We start from the raw sequence: 19,592 nt of genomic DNA, 5'->3' as shown, positions 1-19,592 counted from the left end.
GCTGAGAGGGAGGGAAGGGGCGGACGACGTTCATGCCTCTTTGGCAAACTTCCTCGCGGTTGCAAGGGTAGAGCAGCAAGAAATGCCTTGTTTTACACCAGTTTCCTCAAACTTCGGTAAAGATGGGGAAAAGGATCAGCGGTCGTCCGAATGAGCGGCCAGGCGGAGCAGCCGCTGACTGCCCTGCGCCGTACTGGTGACGATCCGCGCCAGTTCCGCCTGCTTGAAGGGTTTGTCCAGCCTTGGCCGGTTCGTCATATGCGGCGGCAATTCGGCAAAGCCGGTGATGATGATCACGGGCAGGCCCGGCAGCCTTTCGTCGATCGCGTCTGCCAACTGCGCGCCGGTCATGCCCGGCATGGCATAATCGGTGATGACCAGATCGACATTGCCCTCCTCCAGCATCCGCAGCGCATCGGCGCCCGATGCCGCCAGGAACACCGTATGGCCCAGCTCCTCCAGCATGCCCGCGGTGTTGGTCAACACCAGATCGTCGTCGTCCACCGCCAATATGACCAGCGGTTCGCTTGCTTCGATGAAGGCGGCGTCGTCCGTCCGGACCGCCTCCGGTGCCGCCATGTCCTGAACCGCGACTGGCAGCCAGAGCGATACGGTCGTTCCGTGCCCCAATGTGCTGCTGATGGTCAGTGACCCGCCGCATTGCTCGGCAAAGCCATGAACCATGGACAGGCCCAGCCCCGTCCCCTTGCCGACACCCTTGGTAGTGAAGAAGGGCTCGCGCGCCCGCTCCAGCGTCGCCTCGTCCATCCCTTCGCCTTCATCCACGATCGACAGCCGGACATAGTGGCCACTCTCATGATCGGACCGCGGGTTTCCCGGCAGTATCGTTTCGGCTCCCTCAATGATGATGCGCCCGCCCTGCGGCATGGCGTCGCCTGCATTGACCGCCAGGTTGAGCAGCGCCAGTTCCAGTTGCGACGGATCGGCATAGGCAGGGGCGAGGTGCAGGGGAAAGCGCGTTTCAATCGCGATGCCGCTGCCCAATGTGGTCTTGAGCAGGTCCGCCATGTCCCGCACCAGCGCCACGCAGTCGACGCTTTGCAGCTTCAGCTCCTGCCTGCGGGCAAAGGCCAGCATCCGCTGCGTCAGTGTCGCGCCGCGTTCCGCCGCGGTCATGGCATTGTCGATATAACGCGATACGTCCGCCCCGGCGGCCAGCCGGAGGCGGGCCAGATCCAGACTGCCGACGATCACCGCCAGCAGATTGTTGAAGTCATGGGCGACGCCGCCGGTCAGCTTGCCGATGGCGTCCATCTTCTGCGACTGGAAGATCGCCTCGCGCGCTTCCTCCAGCGCCAGTTGCGTCTCCCGCCTTTCGGTGAGGTCGCGGGTGATCTTGGCGAAGCCGATCAGCGTGCCGTTGGGATCGCGAATAGGGTCGATGACGACATTGGCCCAGAATCGTGATCCATCCTTGCGCACGCGCCACCCTTCGGCCTCGAAATGGCCTGTCTTTTCGGCGGTTGCCAGCGCCAGAGCGGGGATGCCAGCCGCCTGATCCTCCGGCGTGTAGAACAGGGAAAAGTGTCGGCCGATGATCTCTTCGGCTTCATAGCCCTTGAACCGGCGCGCCCCGGCGTTCCAGCTGGCGACGATGCCGTCGGTCGACAGCATGAAGATCGCATAATCGGTGATGCTCTGGACCAGCAATTCAAAGCGGTTTCCAGACCATGCAGGTTCCACCGCGCTCATGGACGGTCCTCGTGGGATTTCCGGGGGCATGCACCATGACAACGCGGGCCTGTCGCGAACGTTCCGCAATCGAAAGCGGTTGTCGTGCGTGGGGCGGCTCCTCCGCGCCAGGGCCGTGCCCAACCGCTGATGTCGAAAAATTCTCGCCGGGGATGTCGTTGACGCCATTCGCATCAACGGCTAAGCCGCGTTTCACCCAGGCGGGTGTAGCTCAATGGTAGAGCAGAAGCTTCCCAAGCTTACGACGAGGGTTCGATTCCCTTCACCCGCTCCAATTTCCCGAAATCGCCGTTCACCCCACCTGTCTTTTGGCAAGCTTCCTTGCCAGCGTCCGCCGGTGCATGCCCAGCCGCCGGGCCGCTTCGGAAATGTTGAAGTCGCTGTCCTTGAGCACCTCATGGATATGCTCCCATTCCAGCGTTTTAATGGAGGTCGGGCGCGGCGCCAGCGGGGTCGAGGGGTCGCCCGACGACCGTGAAAAGGCCGCTTCGATATCGTCGGTGTTGGACGGTTTGGCGAGATAGTTGGACGCGCCGAGCTTGATCGCGTCCACGGCCGTCGCGATGCTGGCAAAGCCGGTCAGCACCACGATCAGCATTGCCGGATCATGGGCATGCAGCGTCTGTACGCACACCAGCCCCGATTCCGCGCCCAGCTTCAGGTCCACCACCGCATGGGTCGGCCTGTGGTCGGCGAGCAGCGTCACCAGCGACGCATGATTGTCCGCCGTCAGCACGGTATAGCCGCGCCGTTCGAACGAGCGCTTCAGCGTCTTGGCGAAGGCCTCGTCATCCTCGACCAGCATCAACAGGCGTTCATGGCTCACCCAATGTCTCCTCTTCCAGCCCGACCGTGCCCAGCGGCAGGCGCAGCAGGATCAGCGCCCCGCCATCCGCGCCATTGCTGGCGCTGACGCTGCCGCCCAGTTTGCGCACCACATTGACGACGAGGAAGAGGCCGAGGCCGTGGCCTTCCTTGCCCTTGCTCGACCGATAGGGCTTGCCGAAATCCTCCAGCATCTCGCTGGTGAAGCCGCTGCCATTGTCGCGCACCGCGATGTTGAGCGACGTGCTGTCGCGCCCGACGAGCAGGTCGATATAGCTCGCACCGGCCTCCCGCGCATTGTCGAGCAGATTGCCGATCGCCTGCCGGATCACTGGATCGGCGATGATGCGGGGATAGTCATGCGGGCCGAAGTCGCAGCGCAGCGGCATCCCCGGATTGGCTTTGCGCCAGTCGCTGGCGATGCCGTCGATGAATTCCCGCACATTGGTGATCGCGGGCGCTTCGCCCCGCGCTTCGCCGGAGGAGAGGAGGATGCCCGTCACGATTTCCTTGCAGCGCCCGACCGCCGCCTGCATTTCCTGCACTTCCTCGACCAGGGCGGGATGGTCGGTGATTTCCGGCATATGCCGCCAGTCACCCAGCACCACCGCAAGTTGGGATAGGGGGGTGCCCAGTTCATGCGCGGCGCCCGAGGCCAGCAGTCCCATGCGGACGATATGCTCCTCTTCCGCCGCCTGCTGCCGCAGCTTCGCAAGATAGGCATCCCGTACCTGAAGATTGCGCGTCACCGGCAGCACGAACAGCACCAGCAGCACCGCGATCATGGTGAGGCAGATCCAGGTGCCGACGATATGCAGGTCGAACAAATGTCCTTCCAGAGCGCCGCTCAGGTCCAACGGCCGGTAGTGCAGCGCCAGCAACCCCGCGCAGAGCGCCGAGACGAACACGATCCCCCAGATGCTCCAGCGGTCGAGTAGCACCGCGCCCAGCGCGACCTGCACCAGATAGAGCGAGATGAAGGGATTGGTCGCCCCGCCGGACAGGTACAACTGCGCCGTCAGCAACAGCACGTCGAACAGCAGCGACAGGAACAGTTCGGCATGGGACACGTCGGTCCGCTTGCGCAACGCGCCGAAGCTGAGGGCGTTCATCAGGATCGCCATGCCCGCCACCAGCAGCATAGGCGCGATCGGCAGGTGAATGCCCATGCCGAAATGCACCGTCAGGATGGTGATGAGCTGCCCCGCGATCGCCAGCCAGCGCAATTGCACCAGCAGCGCCAGATTCTTGCGGCCCGCGGCATCGGCCGGCCACTGGCTGGGCTGCCAGAGGGTGCTGATGGGCAGATTCCGGCTCATCCCCGGCGGTCTTTCCACTCCTGGCGCATGACATAGATGTAGGCGCTGGCGATCATCGTCGCCAGCACGAACCATGTGACGGCATATTGCAGATGGTTGTTGGGAAATGTGACGACGGTCAGGCCGCCGACGGGTAGGCTGTCGGGACCGCAGGCGGCGTCGGCATCGATGAAATAACCGGCGAGTGGTCCCTTGATTCCGCGCGCGGCGCCAATGGCCGTCACATCGCGGGAATACCAGCGGTCCGCCGCCGGATCGTTGGAACGCAGGAAGCCGCCGCCCGGCTCGTTCAGACGCAGCAGGCCCGCAAGCTGCACTTCGCCCAGTGGCCGCGCATAATCCTTGCGGTTTTCAGGCGGCACGAAGCCGCGATTGACGATCACGGTAAAGCCCTGGTCGGTGGCGAGCGGCGTCAGTACCCAGAAACCTGGGCCGCGCACGGTCACGGCCTGTACCAGAGCAGCCTTGTCATGAAGGAAATGGCCCGAGATGCGCACCCGGCGATATTCATCGGTCTTTACGGCGACGCGGGGAGCGGGAACGGGGCGGGCATGAATCCGCGCATCGACGCGGGCGATCAGGTCGCGCTTCCAGCTCAGGCGCTGGATCTGCCAGGCGCCCAGGGCGCAAAATCCGGCGAAAAAGAAAAGGGCGATCAGCGTCAGGCCGATCGGAAAAGCCGGGGAGCGCCGGCGGCGCTCCCCAGTCCCGGATGCTGTCACGGCATCTCGCTCATCTGCTTCATCGCGGACATGTCCGCGTGCGGCATCATGTTGTTGTTGAGGTGGTACATGACCCACAGTGATCCCGACAGGACGATGACGACCAGAACGACGGTCAATATCATCGCCATGAATGACCAGCCGCCTTCGACGCGGGTGTTCATGTGCAGGAAGTAGATCATGTGGACGACCACCTGCACGGCGGCGAAGCCCATGATGACCACTCCGGTCAGTTGGGGATCGTTCAGCACGCCGGTCATGACCAGCCAGAAGGGAATGGCCGTCAGGATCACCGACAGGCCAAAACCGATCATGTAGCTGCCGAAGCTGCCGTGCGAGTGACCATCGTCATGATGATCGTCGTGGTGGCCGTGGCCACCATGAGGATGGACTGCGTCTTTCACCGGAGCACTCCCATCAGATAGACAAAGGTGAAGACGCCGATCCAGATGACGTCAAGGAAGTGCCAGAACAGGGAAAGGCACATCAGGCGGCGCTTGTTGGCCGGGATCAGGCCCTTCTTCGCGACCTGCACCATCAGCGTGATCAGCCAGATCGAACCGAAGGTGACGTGCAGACCGTGGGTGCCGACCAGCGTGAAGAAGGATGACAGGAACGCCGAACGCCATGGACCCGCGCCCTCATGGATGAGGTGCGAGAATTCGTAAAGTTCGATGAACAGGAACGCACCGCCGAACAGCAGCGTGACGAACAGCCAGCCCTGCGTGGCGCTGACCCTGTTCTTTTCCATGGCCAGCATGGCGAAACCATAGGTGATCGACGAGAACAGCAGCATCGCGGTGTTGAGCGCGATGAGCGGCAGGTCGAACAGGTCCTTGGGGCCGGGGCCGCCGGCATAGCTGCCGCCGAGCACGGCATAGGTGGCGAAGAGGATGGCGAAGATGAGACAGTCGCTCATCAGGTACATCCAGAAGCCCAGCATGGTGCTGTGGCCTTCGTGGAGGTGGGGTTCCTCGGGCAAATGATATGCCCGAGGTTCCATCGTTGCAGTTGCGCTGCTCATGAGTGTCACACTCCCGCCGCGAGGATTCGCGTGCGCTCTTCCTCGGTGCGCGTCACCACATCCGCCGGGATGTAGAAGTCGCGCTTGTAGTTGAAGGTATGGCCGATGGCGACCGCGATCATCCCGACGAAGCTGAGGCCGGCAAGCCACCAGATGTACCAGATGAGCGAGAAGCCGCAGAGCGTCGCCAGAGCGGCGAGGATGACGCCCGCGCCCGTGCTGCTCGGCATGTGGATCGCCTGATAGCCCGACAGCGGACGCTGGTAGTTGTTCCGCTTCATGTCGGCCCAGCTGTCGGTGTCATAGACCACCGGCGTGAAGGCGAAGTTATACTCCGGCGGGGGCGAGCTGGTCGCCCATTCCAGGGTACGGCCATCCCAGGGATCGCCCTCCACCTTCAGTTCGTCGCGCTTCCAGATGGAGACGGCGAACTGCACCAGCATCGCACCGATGCCTGCCGCGATGATGGCGGCGCCGATGGCGGCGATGATGAACCAGATGTGCAGCGACGGATCGTCGAACACCCGCATGCGGCGGGTCACGCCCATGAAGCCCAGAATGTAGAGCGGGGTGAAGGCCAGCCAGAAACCGACCTGCCAGCACCAGAAGCTCACCTTGCCCCAGAACTGGTTCAGCCTGAAGCCGAACGCCTTGGGCCACCAATAGTTGATCGCCGCGAACAGGCCGAACAGCACGCCGCCGATGATCACGTTATGGAAGTGCGCGATCAGGAACAGCGAGTTGTGCAGGACGAAGTCGGCTGGCGGGACGGCCAGCATGACGCCGGTCATGCCACCGATGGTGAAGGTCAGCATGAAGGCGACGGCCCACATCATCGGCAGCTCGAAACGGATCTTGCCGCGATACATGGTGAAGAGCCAGTTGAAGAGCTTCGCACCCGTCGGGATCGAGATGATCATCGTCGTGATGCCGAAGAAGCTGTTGACGCTGGCGCCCGAGCCCATGGTGAAGAAGTGGTGCAGCCACACGAGGTACGACAGCACCATGATGCAGCAGGTCGCGTAGACCATCGACGTGTAGCCGAACAGACGCTTGCCGCAGAAGGTCGAGACGACTTCCGAGAACACGCCGAACAGCGGCAGGATGAGGATGTAGACTTCCGGGTGGCCCCAGATCCAGATGAGGTTGACGTACATCATCGGGTTGCCGCCGAAATCATTGGTGAAGAAGGCGGTGCCCGCATAGCGGTCGAGCGACAGCAGGGCGAGGGTGGCGGTCAGGATGGGGAAGGAAGCGACGATCAGGATGTTCGCGCAGAGCGAGGTCCAGGTGAACACCGGCATCTTCATCAGCGACATGCCGGGCGCGCGCATCTTCACGATGGTCGCGATCAGGTTGATGCCCGATAAGGTTGTGCCGACACCGGCCACCTGTAGTGCCCAGATATAATAGTCGACACCCGTGGCCGGGCTGTAGGCCAGTCCCGACAGCGGCGGATAGGCGAGCCAGCCGGTCTGGGCGAACTCACCCAGGAACAGCGAGATCATCACCAGCACCGCGCCGCCCGTGGTCATCCAGAACGAGAAATTGTTCAGGAAGGGGAACGACACGTCGCGCGCGCCGATCTGCAACGGGACGATATAGTTCATCAATCCGGTGATGAACGGCATCGCCACGAAGAAGATCATGATGACGCCGTGTGCGGTGAACACCTGATCATAGTGATGGGCGTTGAGGTAGCCCTCTGACCCGTTGAAGGCCAAAGCCTGTTGCAGTCGCATCATGACCGCGTCGGCAAAGCCGCGCAGGAACATGATGAGGCCCAGCACCATGTACATGATGCCGATCTTCTTGTGGTCGACGCTGGTGAACCATTCCTTCCAGAGATAGCCCCAGAGCTTGAAATAGGTGAGCGCCGCGACGACTGCCGCGCCGCCCAGCACCACCGCGACGAAAGTCGCGACGACGATGGGTTCATGCCATGGGAACGCATCCCATGTCAGACGACCGAAGATCATCTGCGTTGTTGTGAGTGTGCCAGTCATGGGCCTTACCGATGCTGCGCGTGCGCGTCAGCGCCGCTGTGAGAAGAGTGATCGGCCGCGGGCGTGGCCGTCGCGCCGGGAGCGTCGGGCGCAGTTTCCTGCTCCTTATTCTCGTCGGCCTGGTCGATCACATGGCCGTTGGGGAAGTCATATTTCAGGCCCTGGGTATCCCTGGCCGATTCCTTGCCCGCACCGCCCATCATGTTGACGTGCATCAGCTCGCCCATGCAGCGCTGGCCCGGCTTGGGGCAGAGGTTGACGATCGCATCGAACAGCTTGGGATCGGCGCTGGAGAAGTAAGCGACGGGCGCCTTCTCGCTGGGCCTGGCAAGGGTCAGATAGGTGTTGCGGTCCAGATGGGCGCTGCTGGCCTTCGCCTTGGCGACCCAGGCATCGAAACCGGCCTGGTCCACCGCCTTGTAGGCAAAGCGCATATGGCTGAAGCCCGCGCCCGAATAGTTGGCGGAGAAGCCGATGCTGCCGACCGGCTTGTTGGCGACGGCGTGAAGCTGCGTCTTCATGCCCGGCATGGCATAGATCTGCCCGGCCAGTTCGGGAATGTAGAAGCTGTTCATCACCGTCGATGCCGTGATGTCGAAACGGACCGGCACATTGGTGGGCAAGGCCAGCTCATTGACCGTGGCGACGCCCAGTTCGGGATAGATGAACAGCCATTTCCAGTCGAGCGCGACCACTTCGACCGTCAGCGGTTTCACCTTGGGGTCGATCGCGGTCTTCGCGTCGATCCGGTCCAGCGGCCGATAGGGGTCGAGCTTGTGGGTGCTGACCCAGGTCAGCGCGCCCAGCGCGATGATGATCAGCAGCGGCGCGGACCAGATCAGAAGCTCCAGCTTGGTGGAGTGATCCCAATCGGGATCATAGTCTTTTTCAGCCGCTTCGTTCGCCGCGCGATAGCGCCACGCGAACCAGACGACCAGCGCCATGACGGGGACGACGATGAGGAGCATCAGCGCGACCGAAATCAGGATCAGGTCGCGCTGTTGCACCGCAATATCGCCCGACGGGTTCATCACGACCCAGTTGCAGCCCGCCAGCGGCGCCGCAAGGATCGGAGCGGACCAACGGAAAATCCGGGTCCAGTTGGGTGAGAGAGGGTGTGACATGGGCGCGCGCCTACCCCTTCCGCACAGAGTCGAATAGTGGGCAATTTGTCCCATTGTGCGCAGATGCAAAAAATGCTTGAGGCATGGGATACTGCTTAGACTCTGCGGGTTTTCTGTTATGTTGCCTTTCTGTGGCCACCGGCAGAACACAAAAGCGTTCCGGTGGCTTAGCCAAGGAGCGGATGCCTATGAGTTCACAGGCCATGACTTTCACCTCTCGATCGCTGGAGGATGATGCGCGCCTGATCAATGCGCGGGACCACAGGATCGCGCCGGGTGATATTTCGATCGGAGTCATCATCGGTCGCACCTCCGAATTTTTTGACTTCTTCGTCTATGCCATTGCTTCGGTTATCGTTTTTCCGAGCCTGGTGTTCCCCTATGTCGATGCGTTGACGGGAACTCTCTATTCCTTCGCGATCTTTTCCGTGGCCTTCATCACGCGCCCCATCGGGTCGCTGATCTTCATGGCAATTGACCGGCATTATGGGCGGGGAACGAAGCTGACCGTCGCCCTTTTCCTGCTGGGTGGCTCCACCGCGTCGATCGCCTTTATGCCCGGCTATGTGACCATCGGCAATTACGCTGCGGTGGTTTTGATCATTTTGCGCGCCGCACAAGGCATTGCGCTGGGCGGAACGTGGGATGGTCTGGCTTCGCTGCTGTCGCTTAATGCGCCGCAGCATCAGCGCGGCTGGTATGCGATGGTGCCGCAGCTCGGCGCGCCGCTCGCCCTGCTGGTGGCGAGCGGTCTGTTCGCCTTCTTCCTGCTGTCGCTCTCACGCGCCGATTTTCTGGATTGGGGCTGGCGTTATCCCTTCTTCGTCGCCTTTGCGATCAATGTGGTGGCGCTGTTCGCCCGCCTGCGAATCGTGGTGACGCATGAATTTGAGCGCCTGTTCGAGCAGAGGGACCTTCAGCCGTCCGAAGTGCTGCCGACCGTCCGCGCGGAAGGGCGCAATATCGTCATCGGCGCTTTCGCCCCTCTGGCCAGCTTCGCGCTGTTCCACATGGTCACGGTGTTCCCGCTGAGCTGGGTCGCCCTCTTCACGAACCAGCCCATCGAACGCTTCCTCATCATCGAGATGATCGGCGCGTCGGTCGGTCTTCTCGCTATCGTCGTGTCGGGCTTCGTCGCGGACCAGATCGGTCGCCGTTCGCTGCTCGCATGGTCGGCGCTGGGCATCGCGATCTTCAGCGTCCTGGCACCCGTGATGCTGAACGGCGGGGACCTGGGCGAAGTCGCCTTCATGATCCTGGGATTCATGCTGCTGGGGCTGGCCTTTGGGCAATCCTCCGGCGTGGTCGCCTCCAACTTCGCGACGGAGGCGCGCTATACCGGGTCGGCCTTGACGTCCGACCTTGCCTGGCTGGTCGGCGCGGGTTTCGCTCCGCTGGTCGCGCTGCTTCTGTCGGTGAAGTTCGGTCTTGCCGCTTCGGGGGCCTATCTGCTCTCGGGCGCGTTGGCGACGATGGTCGCACTGTACGTCAACAAGGAACTGGCGGCTCGCGACCGCTAAGGTCCGTGATCGCTCCAAAAAGGGCCGGGGAGACACGCGTCTCTCCGGCCCTTTGCGTTTCAAGGAGCGGTGGACGCGCGCATCCGCGCCAATGCCTTTCGGTCGAACCAGCCGGTCGGGAAAGCCCTTGGCCGGAAGCGCGGCAGCCATTCGCCGTAAAGCATATCCATCCGCGCGGGCAGGCCCGACACGCCTTCGCGGGCCATGATGTCGGAAATGATCCGGTTCTGGAAAAAGCGCACGGAATAGTTGGTCATGCGCCGATATTGCATCCGAAGCGTGGAGGGGTGCAGCAGGCTTACCACCTCGCAGCGGAATCCGGCCTTTTCGCAGGCCAGCACGCGCTCCCGCTCCCAATCGGCATCACGTCCCATATCGGTATGCGCCCAGGCGGCCACCATCCCGTCATCCCCGATCAGATCTTCGGGGAGCCGCAAGCCTTTCGCCCTGATCGCCGCGACGAAACGCCCGGAAAGGGCATAGAGATCACCGAACAATCCCCGCTCGTCGCGCAGGCTCTGCCGATAGGCTTCCACCGACCGTCCGTTGACCGGCATTCCGGCGGCTGCATTGGCATCCGGCCGCGCGGCCAAATCCGCCACCAGGGCATCGAGCGACCCGGCGACGATTTCGGCATCGCCGTCCATGAAGACGACCGCTCTTTCATCGCCGCTCAGCAGGTCATGGACGAAATGGTTCCATGTTCGCGACTTGCCGCCAGCGGCGATGTCATGAACGACGATATGGGATCGTCCCCCGGCCGCTTCCCGCGCCCGCGCGACGGTCGAGTCCGTCGATCCGTTCACCAGCACATGAAAGACCGTATCCGGCCTGTCCAGCGGCAGCGACGCCAGGCAAAGCCCGATCCGCCGCTCCTCCTGATGCGCGAAAATGCCAACCGCGATGCCCATGATCTTCAGCGAAAATCCCAGCCCTGCTGCCCATGCTGCATCAGGTCGAGACCCTCGGCTTCCTCCCGCGCCCCGATCCGGGGCGGAACCACCACCGACAGGATCAACGCGATAATGGCCGAACCCGCCATCGCCCAGAACGCCACCGCCGCGATGCCGATCAACTGCGCGACAAGGGCGCCGCCAAGGCTGATCCCGGCGGCAAAGCCGGCCCCACCCAGCGGGGTCAGGGCAAAGGGTATCAGTAACAGCATGCCCGTCAGGCCGCCTATTCCGTGGATCAGGAAAACATCCGCCGGATCGTCGATCCGCGTGCCCAGCAATGCCTTGCCGACACGGCAAAGGATGGCCGCGATCAGCCCGATCGCCATCGCGCCCCCTGGTCCCACCACCGCTGCCGAGGCGGAAATGGCGACCAGCCCGGCCAATGCGCCCGACACCGGGCTTGTGGCCGTCAACCGGCCTCCGTCGATCCGTTCCACCAGCATCCAGCCGCAGGCGCCTGCGCAAGCGGCGAAATGGGCATTGAGAATGGCTGTAGCGGCCTCATCGGTCGCGCCAAAGGCCCAGCCGCCGACGATTCCCGCCCAACCGACCCACAGCAGCGCGCCGCCCGCAATCCCCAGCACCGAAGCATGTCCGCTGGAGACCGCTCGCCGCTTTCCAACGATCAGCACCAACGCCAGCGCCGAAAAGCCCGCGCAGAGATGAACGACCAGCGCGCCGGCAAAATCCATGACCCCCAGATGCGCCAGCCATCCGCCGCCCCACACCCAATGCACCACGGGTGTATAGACCAGCAGCAGCCAGAGCAGGGCGAAGACCGTCATCCACCCGATTTTCACCCGCTCCGCCACGGCGCCGGGCAACAGGCAGGCGGCCAATATGGCCAACGCCATCTGGAACAGGGCAAAGGCGGATTCCGGCACGGTCAGTCCATCCCGCAACGGTCCCAGATTGGCCAGCAGGATATTCGCGCCGCCACCCAGCCAACTGCTCCCCGGAGCGTAGGCAAGGCTGTATCCGATTATCCCCCAGAGCAGTGAAATCCCTGCGGCCGCCACCAGCCCCTGCACGATCACCGACAGGCTGTTGCGGGCACGGACCAGCCCCGCATGGCGCAGCATCAATCCGGGCATGGCCGCCATCAGCACCAGCATCCCGCACAGGATCATCCAGGCCGTATCGCCGCTGTCGGCCACGGCGACCTGCGCCATGGCCTGCTGGGGCAGCAGCAGCGCGAAAAGAAGGGGAAGGGCAAGGAAAAGACGCATCAGGCAACCCGGCAATCCAGCAAGTCCGGCGCATCGTAACGCAAGCGAAGTAAAGACTTGCCTAACCAATATTTTCCGGAAGGCGGGTGTGGGCGAGGCGAGTCCTCTAATAAGCCTCCCCACCGCAACTGATCCGCCCCGTTCCGCGATTGTCGACGCTGCAAGCCGCCTTGCCGACTACCGTCACATCCCCCGAACCGGATGCCGTCACCTTGGCCGTCACATCGGCGGTCAGCGTGGTCGTGCCTGGCCCGTCATTCGCGACTGCCGCCTGCCGTGCCCGCAGGCCCTCCGCCGCGACCGCGCCCGGCCCGTTCACCCGCAGATTGGCGATCCCGGCGCGTCCGGTCAGGGTCGCCCGTCCGGCACCGGCAACGAACAGATTGAGCTGGTCCAGATCGACCGCCGCCACGCTGACATCGCCATTGCCGCCCAGCACGATATCGCCGCGCAGCCCCTTCATCCGGCTGACCGACACCGATCCGCCGCCCGTCAGCACGATTCGCGCCAGATCGCCGGTCGACAGCCGCAATATGGCTCGCCCGCCGCTTTTCTCACCGGGCTGTGCCTTGGCCATCGTCACGGATAGCGAACGTCCCGACACATCCAGTTTCAGCCGGTCCAGTGCCGCCTGGTCCCCCTCGGCTCGCGCCGAGGCGCCCGCGCCGGTGGTGACGATAACCTCGACCGGCGCATCGATCCGGATCGCGTCGAAGCTGGAGATGGTGAAGCCCCGTGTCGCCGCTCCGGCGGGCGCCGCCAGCGCGATGGCGCCGATCGCGATCAGGGCGCGCAACGTGCTTCGCCTGTTCCCATGCGCCTGATCGTACACTGAGCCTTGCCTTTCACCGTCACATTGCCGGTTCCCATGATGCTGATAGCGACCGCTCCGTCAGAGGCAAGGTCGACATCGCCCGTCCCCTGCACGGCGATATCCGCTTTGCCGGCCTTCAGGCGTTCCGCGTCCACGCTGCCGGTCCCGGTGGTCGAGAATTTGGCGTTCGCCACCGTCCCGGCCAGTTCGACATCGCCCGACCCCGTCAATTCCGCCCCCAATTCCTCAAGTTTGACCGCAGCGATCTTCAATTCGCCCGTCCCGGTGAGCGACAGGTCGAGCGCCTTGCCCTCCGCCCGGTCCAACGACATCTCGCCCGTTCCGGTAAGCTCCAGCGCCTTGACCGCAGGCATGGTGACGCGGATTGTGGCGCCCTTGTCGCTTTCCCACAAACCGGTCGTGCCCGATTTGCGTCCGATCTTCAGCCTGCCCTTTTCGACCCGGATGTCGAGCTTATCTATGGCTTTGGGATCGCCCTCCGGCTTCACGGAAAAGCCATTGCCGATGGTGATGGCGACATCGTCCGGCCCGGTCGCATCGACCGCCGTAAAGTCCTTGAGCGCCGACCAGTCGCTGACCGTCCGCGCCTGATCGGTTCCGGGTTCCGGGCTGCGGCCGCAGGCGCTCGTCATCATCGCCAGCCCGGCCAGCAGCATCAGGGGACGGGGCAGGGGCATCATGCATCTCCATACTGTATTGCCATGATAGTACACAGCGGGGGTGGCGGTTCCAAGCCCCCTTGTTCGTCGCACAGGATCGGGCATGATCGTCGTCAAGCGGTGAGGGGAGTAAGCGATTGATGCGCAAGATGGTTTCCGGGCTTTTTCTCCTCATGACCAGCGCTGCCGCCATGGCTGCCCCGGACGATCGCGCCGCCATCTGGTGGCGGCATGTGCAGACGCTCGCGAGCGACAGCTATGAGGGGAGGGGGGCCGGCAAGCCGGGTTATGACAGGGCGGCGGATTATGTGATCGGCCAGTTGCGCGCGCTCGGTCTACAGCCAGCCGGAACCGACGGCTATAAGCAGCCCATTGCCTTCACCGAGCAGGTCATCCTGCCCGAAGGCAGCAGCGCCCGGCTGATCGGTCCGCAGGGAACGACGCCGCTGTCGATCCCGGACGACATCATCATTTCCGGTAGCGGTGGTCCCGTGCCGCAGGCCATCGATGCGCCACTGGTCTTTGCCGGCTATGGCCTGCATCTGCCGGAGGTCGGCCATGACGATTTCGCCGGACTGGATATCAAGGGCAAGATTGTGGTGGTCGTCTCCGGTGGCCCTGCGAGCATTTCCGGCGCGCTCAAATCCCATGCCCGCTCCGAAAGGGCGAGCTGGCTGGCGCAGCGCGGCGCGCTGGGGCTGATTCAACTGGTCACACCCAAACAGGTCGAAATCCCCTGGGACCGCCGCAGGGCGCTCGCCAGCCAACCGGCATTGTTCTTTCAGGACCCGGCGCTGCGCGATGCCGCCATGCCTTTCCTGAACGCCCAGTTCGATCCGGCGAAATCCGCTCTGCTCTTCGCCCGTTCAGGGCATGATTTTGCGGAAATCGCCGCCGCTGCCGATGCCTCGGCGCCGGTGCCGTCTTTCGCGCTTGCCCAGCATCTTGATGCGCAGGTGGCAGCGCGGCGCGCTGACCTTTCCTCGCCCAATATCATCGCGATCATGCCGGGGACGGACCCGTATCTCAAAAGGGAATATGTCGTTCTTTCGGCCCATCTCGACGGCTATGGCATCGGCACGCCGATCAAGGGCGACGCAATCTATAATGGTGCGCTCGACAACGCATCGGGCGTCGCGAGCCTGATCGAAATCGCCCGCGCCCTGCGCGAAGGCAAGGTCAAACCGAAACGCTCGATCCTCTTCGCCTTCGTGACGGCGGAGGAAAAGGGGCTGCTGGGTTCGAATTATTTCGCCCAGCGCCCGACCGTGCCGCACAAGGCGATGGTCGCCGACCTCAATTTCGACATGGCGCTGCCCATCTTCCCGCTGACCAGCGTGACGCCGATCGGCTACGATCAGAGCAGCCTTGGTCAGGATGCCGCCGCGGTCAGCGCGCAGATGAACCTGCCGATCACGCCCGATCCCTTCCCGGACCGCAATGTCTTCATCCGTTCCGATCAATATAGCTTCATCCGCACCGGCATTCCCGCGCTCTTCTTCAAATATGGCTTCAAGGCGGGCACGCCGGAGGCGGCAATCGAACGGGCGTGGCGCGCCAATATCTACCATTCGCCCAGCGACGATGCGAACCAGCCGGTGATGCCGGCGGAGTCGGTGAAGCTGAACGACTATGTCGCTGCTGTCGCCCTGCGCGTCGCCAATGCTCCAAAGCGCCCGGAATGGAACAGGGACAGCTTCTTCCGCCGCTTTGCCAAATAATATTCCCGCGCTTGATCGTCGAAGGAGAGCCGCCTACACCCCCGGCCATGACCCAAGCTTCCTATCCGGCGCTTCGTCTGCGCCGCACCCGCGCGTCGGCCTGGAGCCGGGCGATGCACGCCGAAAACCGCCTTTCGCCGAGCGACTTCATCTGGCCGCTGTTCGTGACCGAAGGGCGGCAAGTGGAGGAGCCGATCAAGTCGCTTCCCGGCGTGTCGCGCTGGTCGGTGGACCTGATGGTGGAGCGCGCGAAGGAAGCGCAGGCCGTGGGCATTCCCTGCCTTGCCCTTTTCCCCAATACCCAGCCCGAGCGCCGCAGCGATGACGGCGCCGAAGCGCTGAACCCCGACAATCTGATGTGCCGCGCCATCCGCGCCATCAAGGACGCGGTGCCCAATATCGGCATTCTGACCGATGTGGCGCTCGATCCCTATACGGCCCATGGTCAGGACGGCCTGCTCGACGAAGAGGGCTATGTCGTCAATGACGCGACCATCGATATGCTGATCGGCCAGTCGCTCAACCAGGCGGCGGCGGGCGCGGACATCATCGCCCCCAGCGACATGATGGACGGCCGCGTCGGCGCCATCCGCGAGGCGCTGGAGGAGGAAGGCCATGCCAATGTGCAGATCATGGCCTATGCCGCCAAATATGCGAGCGCCTTTTACGGCCCGTTCCGCGATGCGGTCGGCTCCAGCGGTCTGCTGAAGGGCAACAAGAAGACCTATCAGATGGACCCCGCCAACAGCGCGGAAGCGTTGCGCGAAGTCGCCCTTGATATCGCCGAGGGTGCCGACAGCGTGATGGTGAAGCCGGGCCTGCCCTATCTCGACATCATCGCGCGGGTGAAGGATCGGTTCGAAGTGCCCGTCTTCGCCTATCAGGTGTCGGGCGAATATGCGATGCTGGAGGCCGCCGTCGCCGTGGGGGCAGGGGACCGTGACGCACTGGTGCTGGAAACGCTGATGGCGTTCAAGCGGGCCGGCTGTTCGGGTGTCCTTACCTACCACGCGCTCCACGCCGCGCGCCTGCTGGAGCGTTGACGCTCCAGCCTGTCTGTTGCCGCATTTGCCGAGCCGTTGGCCGTAGACGGCCAAGTTGAAATGCTCCTGGGAGCCTGAGAATGACCGATCATCCCGAAGCCACTATCCTGCCCTTCAACGGCAAGACCCCGAAAATCCACCCCAGCGCCTTCATCGCGCCGGGTTGCCGGATCATTGGGGATGTGGAGATCGGCCCCGATGTGAGCATCTGGTATAATTGCGTGATCCGGGCGGACGTGAACTTCATCCACATCGGCGCGCGCACCAATATTCAGGACGGTACGGTCGTCCATTGCGACAGCCCCGGCGACCATATTGATGGCCGCCCGTCCGAGGGCTGGCCCACGATCATCGGTGAGGATGTGCTGATCGGCCATATGGCGATGGTCCATGGTTGCGTGCTGAAGGACCGCGCCTTCGTGGGCCTGGGCGCCATCGTCATGAGCGGCTGCACGGTGGAAAGCGACGCCATGCTCGCTGCGGGCGCGCTGCTGTCACCGGGGAAGACGGTGCCTCACCGCCAGCTCTGGGCGGGCCGCCCCGCCAAATATATGCGCGATCTGTCGGACGAGGTGGTGGTCGACATGCGCGAAGGCGTCGAACATTATGTCCATAATGGGAAAGCGCATAAGGGAGCGGTCAAGGCCGCGTTTTCGCACGGTTGATCTGGCGGGAGCACGGCGAGCCGTACTCCCGCCTTCACAGGATTCACTTTTCAGGGCTGCGCCAGGCGTCCCTTGAGCGCGTCGAGCCGGTCATTCTGCCCATCGACAATCGCCAGCACCGAAGTCCGGGCCGAATCGATGGTATCGATCCCGCCGCTCACCTTGCCTTCGGACACTGCATTGCTGCGTTCGACATAAAGCACGTCGAGGCTCGCGAGCGCGGAAACGCTGTCGTTTCGGGCCGATTCCAGTGCACTGAGCGCCGTCTGCGCCGCCACCCAGGCCTCGCTGGAAACCGCCGATCCTGAAGCCGTGCGCGTCGCCTTGTCCGCCGTCGGCCATGCCTTGTCGAACGCCGCGCCGCCGGCCCGCGCCTGCGCCGTCAGCCGGTCGACATTCTGGACCAATTCCGCTTCCGGCGCGACCGGAGAAGGCGCAGGCGCCGCTTCGGCGATGGGCGCGTCCTCGATTGCCCGCTTGGCGAGCGAGGGATAGCCCTGAAAGGTGCTGGCGCAACCAGACAGGAAAAGGATCAGGGACGGAAGCAGCCGACGCGGGTTCATGATGTGCATCTAGGGTGAGCCGCGCTGCTAGGCAAGCTTAGCGGGGCAGCGCCGCGGCTTCCCGTGCCAGGGCTTCGATCTTCGCCGGGTCGACCGGCCCCTTGGGCACGACCCAGCTACCGCCCACGCATTTGACGAAGGGTTCGGCCAGCCATTTGGGTGCGTTTTCCGCCGTGATCCCGCCGGTCGGGCAGAAACGCGCCCTGTGCAGCGGCGCCGCCAGAGCCTTGAGCGCGGGCAAGCCGCCGGACGTCTCCGCCGGGAAGAATTTGAAGTGCGACAGCCCCATGTCCATGCCGCGCATGATGTCGCCCGCCGTGGCCGTGCCGGGCAGGAAAGGGATGTTCGCCGCGATCGCAGCCTTACCCAGTGGTTCGGTCAGGCCGGGGCTGACGATGAAGCGCGCGCCTGCCTCCATTGCCGCGTCCAGTTGCGCCGGATGGAGGACCGTGCCGGCGCCGACCACGGCGCCCTCGACCTTTGCCATTTCGCGGATCACGTCCAGTGCCGCAGGCGTGCGCAGCGTCACTTCCAGCGCGGGGAGGCCGCCCTTCACGAGTGCTTGGGCAATTGGCAGCGCGTCCTCGACCCGATCGACCACCAGCACCGGGATCACAGGAGCCAGTTCCATCACCTGTTCAACGCTCAAGAACATGTTTTCTTCTCCCGAAAGGCTGCGGTGGCGCCGTACAGCCCGATTTCATCATGCAGGGCCAGGCGGATCGGTACGGACTTCATCAGGCTTTCGAACCGCCCCTTGGCGGTGAAGCGCTGATGGAATCCGCTGTGCGGCAGCCATTCGCGCATCCGCTGGGTCAGGCCGCCAGCCAGCACCACCGAGTGCGGCCCCTGCGCCAGCGCCAGATCGCCCGCGACCGAGCCATAGGACATGCAGAAGCGTTCGAACGCCGCGCGTGCAAATTCGTCCGTGCCGTCGATGGCGGCCTGCCACAGTTCGGCATCCTCCATCAATATGACCCGTTCATGGCCGATGGTTGCCATCGCCTTGTAGATATTGTTGAGGCCGGGGCCTGACACGATCCGCTCGGTCGATACGCGCAGGAATTTGTCGCGCAGATAGGCGAGGATCTTCTCCTCCAGCGGGTCGAGCGGCGCGAAGTCCAGATGCCCGCCCTCGGTCGCGATGACGTGCGGCTCGCCATCGTCGAAGGCGATCATCGCCACGCCAAGACCCGTGCCGGGACCAAGGATCGTCACCCCGCCGTCACGCGGGAAAGGCCTGTCCTCCCCGAGCAGCAAAGGCAGATTTTCCTGCGGCAACCGGGCGACGGCATGGGCCACCGCCTCGAAATCATTGACCAGACGAAGGTGCTTCAGGCCCAGTTCCTCATCCAGTGTATCGGGACGGACCGTCCAGCTGCTGTTGGTCAGTTTGATCACCTCGCGCCCGATGGCGGTAGCGAAGGCGATGGACGCCGAAGTCGGCAGATCGCCGCCTTCATCCTGCGCAAAGGCCGCCCAGCAGCTCTGAAGGCTGGGATAATCGGCCACCTTATATTTGCGCACCTTGCCCAGCGTCGGCACCCCCCGCGCGTCCAGTCTGGCGCGCGCGAAGCGGGCATTGGTTCCACCGATATCGGCTGCGATGATTTCAGTCATATTTTCTCTCCGGCAGCCCTTTCATGAGGTTGCCACGATTCCGCCCGA

19 protein-coding genes and 1 tRNA gene are annotated in these 19,592 nt (G+C 63.7%); 5 read left to right on the top strand and 15 right to left on the bottom strand.

The features are described 5' to 3' along the window. Window positions 1-135: 135 nt before the first annotated feature. Window positions 136-1,713 carry a PAS domain-containing sensor histidine kinase gene (locus HUK73_RS07640; RefSeq protein ID WP_176591371.1) on the bottom strand — a complete coding sequence of 526 codons (1,578 nt, stop codon included), beginning with the start codon at window positions 1,711-1,713 and terminating at the stop codon, window positions 136-138. Between the two features lie 200 nt (window positions 1,714-1,913). Here HUK73_RS07640 and HUK73_RS07635 point away from each other — a divergent pair. After that, a tRNA-Gly gene (locus tag HUK73_RS07635) sits at window positions 1,914-1,987 on the top strand. Window positions 1,988-2,005: 18 nt separating this feature from the next. On the opposite strand, the gene HUK73_RS07630 is transcribed toward HUK73_RS07635, so the two are convergent. Genes HUK73_RS07630 through cyoA form a run of 7 tightly spaced genes read right to left on the bottom strand, consistent with a single transcriptional unit; the run spans window position 2,006 to window position 8,733 of the window. Then, a complete protein-coding gene (locus HUK73_RS07630; protein ID WP_176591370.1) occupies window positions 2,006-2,539 on the bottom strand; it encodes a response regulator transcription factor in 534 nt (177 codons plus the stop codon). Then, window positions 2,529-3,857, bottom strand: a complete 1,329-nt coding sequence (locus HUK73_RS07625) for an ATP-binding protein (protein WP_176591369.1) — start codon at window positions 3,855-3,857, stop codon at window positions 2,529-2,531. The genes HUK73_RS07630 and HUK73_RS07625 overlap by 11 nt, the downstream gene beginning before the upstream one ends. Continuing rightward, a complete protein-coding gene (locus HUK73_RS07620) occupies window positions 3,854-4,579 on the bottom strand; it encodes an SURF1 family protein (RefSeq protein ID WP_176591368.1) in 726 nt (241 codons plus the stop codon). The genes HUK73_RS07625 and HUK73_RS07620 overlap by 4 nt, the downstream gene beginning before the upstream one ends. Next, window positions 4,576-4,983 (bottom strand): cytochrome o ubiquinol oxidase subunit IV, encoded by a 408-nt coding sequence (gene cyoD / locus HUK73_RS07615; protein WP_176591367.1) that lies wholly within the window; start codon window positions 4,981-4,983, stop codon window positions 4,576-4,578. The genes HUK73_RS07620 and cyoD overlap by 4 nt, the downstream gene beginning before the upstream one ends. Continuing rightward, window positions 4,980-5,582, bottom strand: a complete 603-nt coding sequence (gene cyoC, locus HUK73_RS07610) for a cytochrome o ubiquinol oxidase subunit III (RefSeq protein WP_255326340.1) — start codon at window positions 5,580-5,582, stop codon at window positions 4,980-4,982. Before cyoC ends, cyoD begins: the two co-directional genes overlap by 4 nt. Before the next feature lie 26 nt (window positions 5,583-5,608). Then, window positions 5,609-7,609, bottom strand: a complete 2,001-nt coding sequence (gene cyoB / locus HUK73_RS07605) for a cytochrome o ubiquinol oxidase subunit I (RefSeq protein WP_176591365.1) — start codon at window positions 7,607-7,609, stop codon at window positions 5,609-5,611. Window positions 7,610-7,614: 5 nt separating this feature from the next. Next, window positions 7,615-8,733, bottom strand: a complete 1,119-nt coding sequence (gene cyoA, locus HUK73_RS07600; RefSeq protein WP_176591364.1) for a ubiquinol oxidase subunit II — start codon at window positions 8,731-8,733, stop codon at window positions 7,615-7,617. 188 nt (window positions 8,734-8,921) lie between these two features. On the opposite strand from cyoA, the gene HUK73_RS07595 reads away from it, so the two are divergent. Then, entirely contained in the window at window positions 8,922-10,253 is a 1,332-nt protein-coding gene (locus tag HUK73_RS07595) for an MFS transporter (RefSeq protein WP_176591363.1), read from the top strand. A 59-nt stretch (window positions 10,254-10,312) separates the two neighbouring features. Here HUK73_RS07595 and HUK73_RS07590 read toward each other — a convergent pair whose 3' ends face one another. From HUK73_RS07590 to HUK73_RS07575, 4 genes are all read right to left on the bottom strand, one after another. Next, complete coding sequence (locus HUK73_RS07590) at window positions 10,313-11,164, bottom strand: glycosyltransferase family 2 protein (protein ID WP_176591362.1); 852 nt, start codon at window positions 11,162-11,164, stop codon at window positions 10,313-10,315. A gap of 5 nt (window positions 11,165-11,169) precedes the next feature. Next, the gene (locus HUK73_RS07585) at window positions 11,170-12,438 is read right to left on the bottom strand and encodes an ammonium transporter (RefSeq protein ID WP_176591361.1); all 1,269 of its coding nucleotides are present in this window, start codon (window positions 12,436-12,438) and stop codon (window positions 11,170-11,172) included. Between the two features lie 106 nt (window positions 12,439-12,544). Next, window positions 12,545-13,234 (bottom strand): GIN domain-containing protein, encoded by a 690-nt coding sequence (locus tag HUK73_RS07580; protein ID WP_218036436.1) that lies wholly within the window; start codon window positions 13,232-13,234, stop codon window positions 12,545-12,547. Next, entirely contained in the window at window positions 13,222-13,953 is a 732-nt protein-coding gene (locus HUK73_RS07575) for a head GIN domain-containing protein (protein ID WP_176591359.1), read from the bottom strand. Before HUK73_RS07575 ends, HUK73_RS07580 begins: the two co-directional genes overlap by 13 nt. 119 nt (window positions 13,954-14,072) lie before the next feature. Between HUK73_RS07575 and HUK73_RS07570 the strand changes: the two genes are divergently transcribed. The 3 genes from HUK73_RS07570 (at window position 14,073) to HUK73_RS07560 (ending at window position 17,361) form a co-directional block, all read left to right on the top strand. Next, window positions 14,073-15,653 (top strand): M28 family metallopeptidase, encoded by a 1,581-nt coding sequence (locus HUK73_RS07570; protein ID WP_176591358.1) that lies wholly within the window; start codon window positions 14,073-14,075, stop codon window positions 15,651-15,653. 47 nt (window positions 15,654-15,700) lie between these two features. After that, window positions 15,701-16,696: a porphobilinogen synthase gene (gene hemB / locus HUK73_RS07565; protein ID WP_176591357.1), complete on the top strand. Its 996-nt coding sequence runs from the start codon at window positions 15,701-15,703 to the stop codon at window positions 16,694-16,696. 80 nt (window positions 16,697-16,776) lie between these two features. Continuing rightward, window positions 16,777-17,361 (top strand): gamma carbonic anhydrase family protein, encoded by a 585-nt coding sequence (locus HUK73_RS07560; RefSeq protein ID WP_176591356.1) that lies wholly within the window; start codon window positions 16,777-16,779, stop codon window positions 17,359-17,361. Window positions 17,362-17,411: 50 nt separating this feature from the next. Here the strand turns inward: HUK73_RS07560 and HUK73_RS07555 are convergent, their stop codons facing one another. Genes HUK73_RS07555 through glk form a run of 3 tightly spaced genes read right to left on the bottom strand, consistent with a single transcriptional unit; the run spans window position 17,412 to window position 19,544 of the window. Continuing rightward, a complete protein-coding gene (locus tag HUK73_RS07555; protein ID WP_176591355.1) occupies window positions 17,412-17,924 on the bottom strand; it encodes a hypothetical protein in 513 nt (170 codons plus the stop codon). Between the two features lie 37 nt (window positions 17,925-17,961). Further along, window positions 17,962-18,579 (bottom strand): bifunctional 4-hydroxy-2-oxoglutarate aldolase/2-dehydro-3-deoxy-phosphogluconate aldolase, encoded by a 618-nt coding sequence (eda, locus tag HUK73_RS07550; RefSeq protein ID WP_176591354.1) that lies wholly within the window; start codon window positions 18,577-18,579, stop codon window positions 17,962-17,964. Further along, window positions 18,570-19,544, bottom strand: a complete 975-nt coding sequence (glk, locus tag HUK73_RS07545) for a glucokinase (RefSeq protein WP_176591353.1) — start codon at window positions 19,542-19,544, stop codon at window positions 18,570-18,572. The genes eda and glk overlap by 10 nt, the downstream gene beginning before the upstream one ends. Window positions 19,545-19,592 lie beyond the last annotated feature (48 nt).

The organism is Sphingobium sp. EM0848, assembly GCF_013375555.1.
Classification (GTDB): domain Bacteria; phylum Pseudomonadota; class Alphaproteobacteria; order Sphingomonadales; family Sphingomonadaceae; genus Sphingobium.
This window is presented reverse-complemented; position numbering and strand designations above follow the sequence as displayed.

Excerpts from the sequence above, each read along its gene's own strand:
- HUK73_RS07555 (WP_176591355.1), bottom strand. The coding sequence starts at position 17,924 with ATGAACCCGCGTCGGCTGCTTCCGTCCCTGATCCTTTTCCTGTCTGGT.
- eda (WP_176591354.1), bottom strand. The coding sequence starts at position 18,579 with ATGTTCTTGAGCGTTGAACAGGTGATGGAACTGGCTCCTGTGATCCCG.
- cyoB (WP_176591365.1), bottom strand. The coding sequence starts at position 7,609 with ATGACTGGCACACTCACAACAACGCAGATGATCTTCGGTCGTCTGACA.
- HUK73_RS07575 (WP_176591359.1), bottom strand. The coding sequence starts at position 13,953 with ATGATGCCCCTGCCCCGTCCCCTGATGCTGCTGGCCGGGCTGGCGATG.
- HUK73_RS07560 (WP_176591356.1), top strand. The coding sequence starts at position 16,777 with ATGACCGATCATCCCGAAGCCACTATCCTGCCCTTCAACGGCAAGACC.
- glk (WP_176591353.1), bottom strand. The coding sequence starts at position 19,544 with ATGACTGAAATCATCGCAGCCGATATCGGTGGAACCAATGCCCGCTTC.
- hemB (WP_176591357.1), top strand. The coding sequence starts at position 15,701 with ATGACCCAAGCTTCCTATCCGGCGCTTCGTCTGCGCCGCACCCGCGCG.
- HUK73_RS07585 (WP_176591361.1), bottom strand. The coding sequence starts at position 12,438 with ATGCGTCTTTTCCTTGCCCTTCCCCTTCTTTTCGCGCTGCTGCTGCCC.
- cyoC (WP_255326340.1), bottom strand. The coding sequence starts at position 5,582 with ATGGAACCTCGGGCATATCATTTGCCCGAGGAACCCCACCTCCACGAA.
- HUK73_RS07625 (WP_176591369.1), bottom strand. The coding sequence starts at position 3,857 with ATGAGCCGGAATCTGCCCATCAGCACCCTCTGGCAGCCCAGCCAGTGG.
- HUK73_RS07590 (WP_176591362.1), bottom strand. The coding sequence starts at position 11,164 with ATGGGCATCGCGGTTGGCATTTTCGCGCATCAGGAGGAGCGGCGGATC.
- HUK73_RS07570 (WP_176591358.1), top strand. The coding sequence starts at position 14,073 with ATGCGCAAGATGGTTTCCGGGCTTTTTCTCCTCATGACCAGCGCTGCC.
- HUK73_RS07640 (WP_176591371.1), bottom strand. The coding sequence starts at position 1,713 with ATGAGCGCGGTGGAACCTGCATGGTCTGGAAACCGCTTTGAATTGCTG.
- cyoA (WP_176591364.1), bottom strand. The coding sequence starts at position 8,733 with ATGTCACACCCTCTCTCACCCAACTGGACCCGGATTTTCCGTTGGTCC.
- HUK73_RS07595 (WP_176591363.1), top strand. The coding sequence starts at position 8,922 with ATGAGTTCACAGGCCATGACTTTCACCTCTCGATCGCTGGAGGATGAT.